The organism is uncultured Caballeronia sp. (genome assembly GCF_964243625.1).
GTDB lineage: Bacteria > Pseudomonadota > Gammaproteobacteria > Burkholderiales > Burkholderiaceae > Caballeronia.
Genome location: NZ_CAXTGZ010000570.1, coordinates 1 through 3,832, shown reverse-complemented (window position 1 = coordinate 3,832; position 3,832 = coordinate 1). Strand labels below are relative to the sequence as shown.

Genomic DNA, 3,832 nt, shown 5'->3' with positions numbered 1-3,832 from the left:
AACTATTTGCCTCCTCCGCAGCCTGCGCCGTATTCGACGCCTTACGTTGCGCCCTACCGGGCGCCGGCCAATAGCGCACGTCCCGTAACAGGCAACGGTGGGTACGGTCCCGATACCTATGGTTCGAGCCAGTCCGGCGCGCCATCGGCGGCACCGTTGCAGCCGTACCCGGGACAAGGACCGGCTCAGGACTCAGGGCAGTACCAGGCGCAATATCAGCAGCCGTTTCAACAGCCTTATCAACAGCCTTATCAGCAACAGCAAGCTTATCCGGCACAGCAGCAGTATCAGCCGCAGCCTTATCAACAGCAAAACCAGCAACCTTATCAGCAGCAAGATCCGGCGATGAGTTCGCCGTGGCCCATGTCGCCTGCCGCGCAGGAGGCACAAAACAACGCGCAGGCGCCTCAGCCGCGTGTGTATTCGAGTACCTCGGCAGCGAAGACGAAACGCGCCACAACGACTAAAGCGACCCAACCCGCGTCGCGTCATGCAACGCGTCGCTACGCCCCTGCCGCCGACGAAACCAACTACACGCAACAGCAGCCTTACGCGTATCCGCCGCAGCAACAGCAGCAGCCGTACTACTCGAACCAGCCCTACATCCCGCAGCCTCCTGCGGGCTACGCGCAGGCGTACGTGCCGTCGCAGACGGCGCAGGTTACCCAGCCCGGCCAACAGCCGTATCAGGGCAACATCGCAAACGCACAGACGCTTGGTGTCGCCGATGAACTCGCGCAAATCAATCGCGCGCAGTCAAGCACCGTGTCGGGCGGCGTGGTGTTTCGCAGCCGCACGGGCGAGGACGGGTTGTCGAACCTGACGGATATCGAGGCGCCTATCCAAGGACGGATACGTGCGGGCAATGGTCACGTGGTGGTCACGGCGACACCCGTTACGCTCGATGCCGGCACCGCGCAGGAAACCGCCGATACCCTCAAGCGTTTCGGCTCGGGACTCGGCTCAGGACTCAGCGCGGGAGGAAGCGGGCGCCCTGTCTCCAATCAGTACGGCAACCAGACCGCGAGCGGCGTGGGTTTGTCGGTGGGATACGAAACGAATAGCGTGCAACTCGATGTCGGCACTACGCCACTCGGCTTTCGCGAAGAAAACGTCGTGGGCGGCGCCCAGTACAAAGGCGCGATCACCGACAAGGTCTCGTACTCGGTCGCCGTGGCTCGCCGCGCGGTCACGGACAGTTTGCTGTCGTATGCCGGCGCACACGATTCGCAAGCAGGTATCACATGGGGCGGCATTACGTCGAATGGCGGACGCTTCGACCTCGGCTGGGACGACGGCACGAACGGCGTGTACCTGAATGGTTCGTTCCAGTATTACGACGGCAAGAACGTCGCGAGCAACACGGCGGAAAAAGGTGGCGGCGGTTTCTACACGCGCCTCTATTCCGATGCCAACCAGACGTTGACCGCCGGCGTGAACACCACGCTGATGCACTACGACAAGAACCTCTCCTTTTTCACCTACGGCCAGGGCGGATATTTCAGCCCGCAACAGTACGTGATCCTGAACTTGCCGGTGGAATACATGGGCCGCAGCGGCGCGTTCACGTATGACGTGAAAGGCTCGATTGGTGTGCAGCATTACCGCCAGGATGCGTCGGATTATTTCCCGACCAACGGCAACGTGCAGCCGGTCGGCGGCACCGGAATCACGGCCTCGCAGGGTGGCGTCTACGGCAGCCAGACGAAGACGGGAATCTCGTATTCGTTCAGCGCAACGGGCGAGTTTCAGCTTGCACCGCAATTGACGGTGGGCGCCACGGCTTCGCTTGGCAACGCGTATCAGTATCGTGAGTATCTGGCGGCGGTTTATATTCGCTACAGCTTCACGAAGCAGAACATGGTGCAGCCATCGTTCCCGCCTTCGCCTGTCAGCTCGCCTTACGTATCGATGTCGAACTGAAAATCATGATGCCCCGGTGCGTTGTCAGCCCGGGGCTTCATGCTTTAAACCAGCACCCCTCCGCCGTCCACCACGTAAGTCTGGCCCGTCGCAAAGCCGCATTCCATCAGGAACAGATACGCGGCGGCGACGTCACGTGCTTCGCCTACGCGTCCTGCGGGCAGGTGTTTGCCAGCCTGCTCGTACATGGCTTCGCGATCTGCCTCGGACATGTTTTGCCACAGGTTGGTCGCGACCAGGCCCGGCGAAACCGCATTCACCCGCAGCGGTGCGAGTTCGACGGCCAGCGCACGCGTCAGTGCTTCCATCGCACCGCAGACGCTTGCGCCGAACGCCCAGCCGCTATGCGGACGCAACGCCGCAATGCCCGTAGTCAGGACGATCGATCCACCCTTCGTCATATGCGGCGCGCCATGTTTGACGGCGGTAAGCGCCCCCCAGTAGCGGATATCGAATGCGCGCCGCGCCTCGCTTAGATCCGTCTTCGCAAGCTCTCCAAGCCGCAACGAATCGCCGGCGGTGAAGACGAGGTGATCGAAGTTTCCGGTTGCATCGAAGAACGACTGGATGGCGCGCTCGTCGGTGAGATCGAGCGCGTGGCCTTCCACCTTCGGTCCAAGCGATTCCGCCGCAGCCGCCACCCGTTGCGCGTTACTCGATGCAATCACGACCCGCGCGCCTTCCTCCACGGCGTACTCCGCGACCGCGTAGCCAATCCCTGACGAACCGCCGAGCACGACAATTTTCCTGCCCTCGAGCCGCCCGCTCACATCGATGTTCGTCATGACTCAAGCTCCCTTTTCGATCAGCGATTGCAGCACGGTATCGAGCGGGACGCGGCCGCGACGCACCTCGTTTTGACCGCCTTCGAAGCAGATCCATTCTTCGTTGAACCCGTCGATCATCTGCATGCGCGGCAGCGGATTGGTCATGCCCTGCGAGCGGAAAAGGCCTTCCCAAGTATCACGCGGCACGATGTTCATGCGGACATCGCGTCCGAGCAACCGTCCAAGGCTCGCGGCGATCATGTCCGGCGATACGCGCTGCGTCCCCTCAAGCTCGATGACCCGCCGACCCGTCCACGTCTCGCGCAACAAATCTGCCGCGACCCGGCCGATATCGGCGGTGGCGACCATGGGAACGAGTTTGTCGAGCGGCTGAAGGAAGCTCGGGACGACACCCGTTTCACGGGCCGGCGCAATATCCCAGGCTGCGTTTTCGATGAACCACGCAGCACGAAGAAACGCGACCGGCATGGGCAACGTGCCGAGTTCCTGCTCCATGATCTGGAGCTGGTTGAGCAAGTTGGGCTGTGTGGCTTGCGCGCCGATGGTCGAGAGCACCACGACCTTTTTCGGCCTGGCTGCGGCAAGCGCGGCCCGCAGCGAAGCGATCGCCTTGCGCGCCTCGGGAAAGCCCTGCGTCGGATCGAAGGTCGGCGGCAATAGGACGAATACGCCTTCCGTGCCTTCGAACGCGTGCTGAAGCGCGTGTTGATCGTTGACGTCGGCGACCGCTACTTCGCAGCCCTCCTTCGCACACGCTTCTCCTTTTGCTGCATCGCGCACCACGGCGCGGACATCGTGACCCGATGCGAGCAGCAAACGTGCGACGACTCCCCCGACCTGACCCGTGATTCCGGTGATAGCGAACATGGTGTTCTCCTCAAAAGACCTGCAGCGGACGCTGCGTTGAGAAGAAGTGTGGGCGTTTGAAAGGCGTTTAGCGATGACCTACCTGTCATTTCATTAATGACACGATGTCATTTATCTTTTTTCTCATATGCTGTTACAGCAAATACGGAAAAGCCGTTCCAGCGCGAACTGGAACGGCTTTTAAGCGCTTAAAGCAATGCTTACTGGCGCACACCTTCAGCCTGGATATGCAGCGTCGTCTTCATCTTGAAGCC

At 61.3% G+C, this 3,832-nt stretch carries 3 protein-coding genes; 1 reads left to right on the top strand and 2 read right to left on the bottom strand.

The window, feature by feature from the left end:
• Window positions 1-1,923: cellulose synthase subunit BcsC-related outer membrane protein (locus tag ACFFAR_RS27235; RefSeq protein WP_375508821.1), on the top strand; the 1,923-nt coding region annotated here is incomplete at its 5' end.
• Window positions 1,924-1,967: 44 nt separating this feature from the next.
• On the opposite strand, the gene ACFFAR_RS27230 is transcribed toward ACFFAR_RS27235, so the two are convergent.
• Together ACFFAR_RS27230 and ACFFAR_RS27225 are read right to left on the bottom strand one after the other, a co-directional pair.
• Window positions 1,968-2,708 carry an SDR family oxidoreductase gene (locus ACFFAR_RS27230; protein WP_375508820.1) on the bottom strand — a complete coding sequence of 247 codons (741 nt, stop codon included), beginning with the start codon at window positions 2,706-2,708 and terminating at the stop codon, window positions 1,968-1,970.
• 3 nt (window positions 2,709-2,711) lie between these two features.
• Window positions 2,712-3,578 (bottom strand): NmrA family NAD(P)-binding protein, encoded by an 867-nt coding sequence (locus ACFFAR_RS27225; protein ID WP_174363243.1) that lies wholly within the window; start codon window positions 3,576-3,578, stop codon window positions 2,712-2,714.
• Between the last annotated feature and the right edge of the window lie 254 nt (window positions 3,579-3,832).

Coding starts and splice junctions, on each gene's coding strand:
- ACFFAR_RS27230 (WP_375508820.1), bottom strand. CDS start 2,708: ATGACGAACATCGATGTGAGCGGGCGGCTCGAGGGCAGGAAAATTGTC.
- ACFFAR_RS27225 (WP_174363243.1), bottom strand. CDS start 3,578: ATGTTCGCTATCACCGGAATCACGGGTCAGGTCGGGGGAGTCGTCGCA.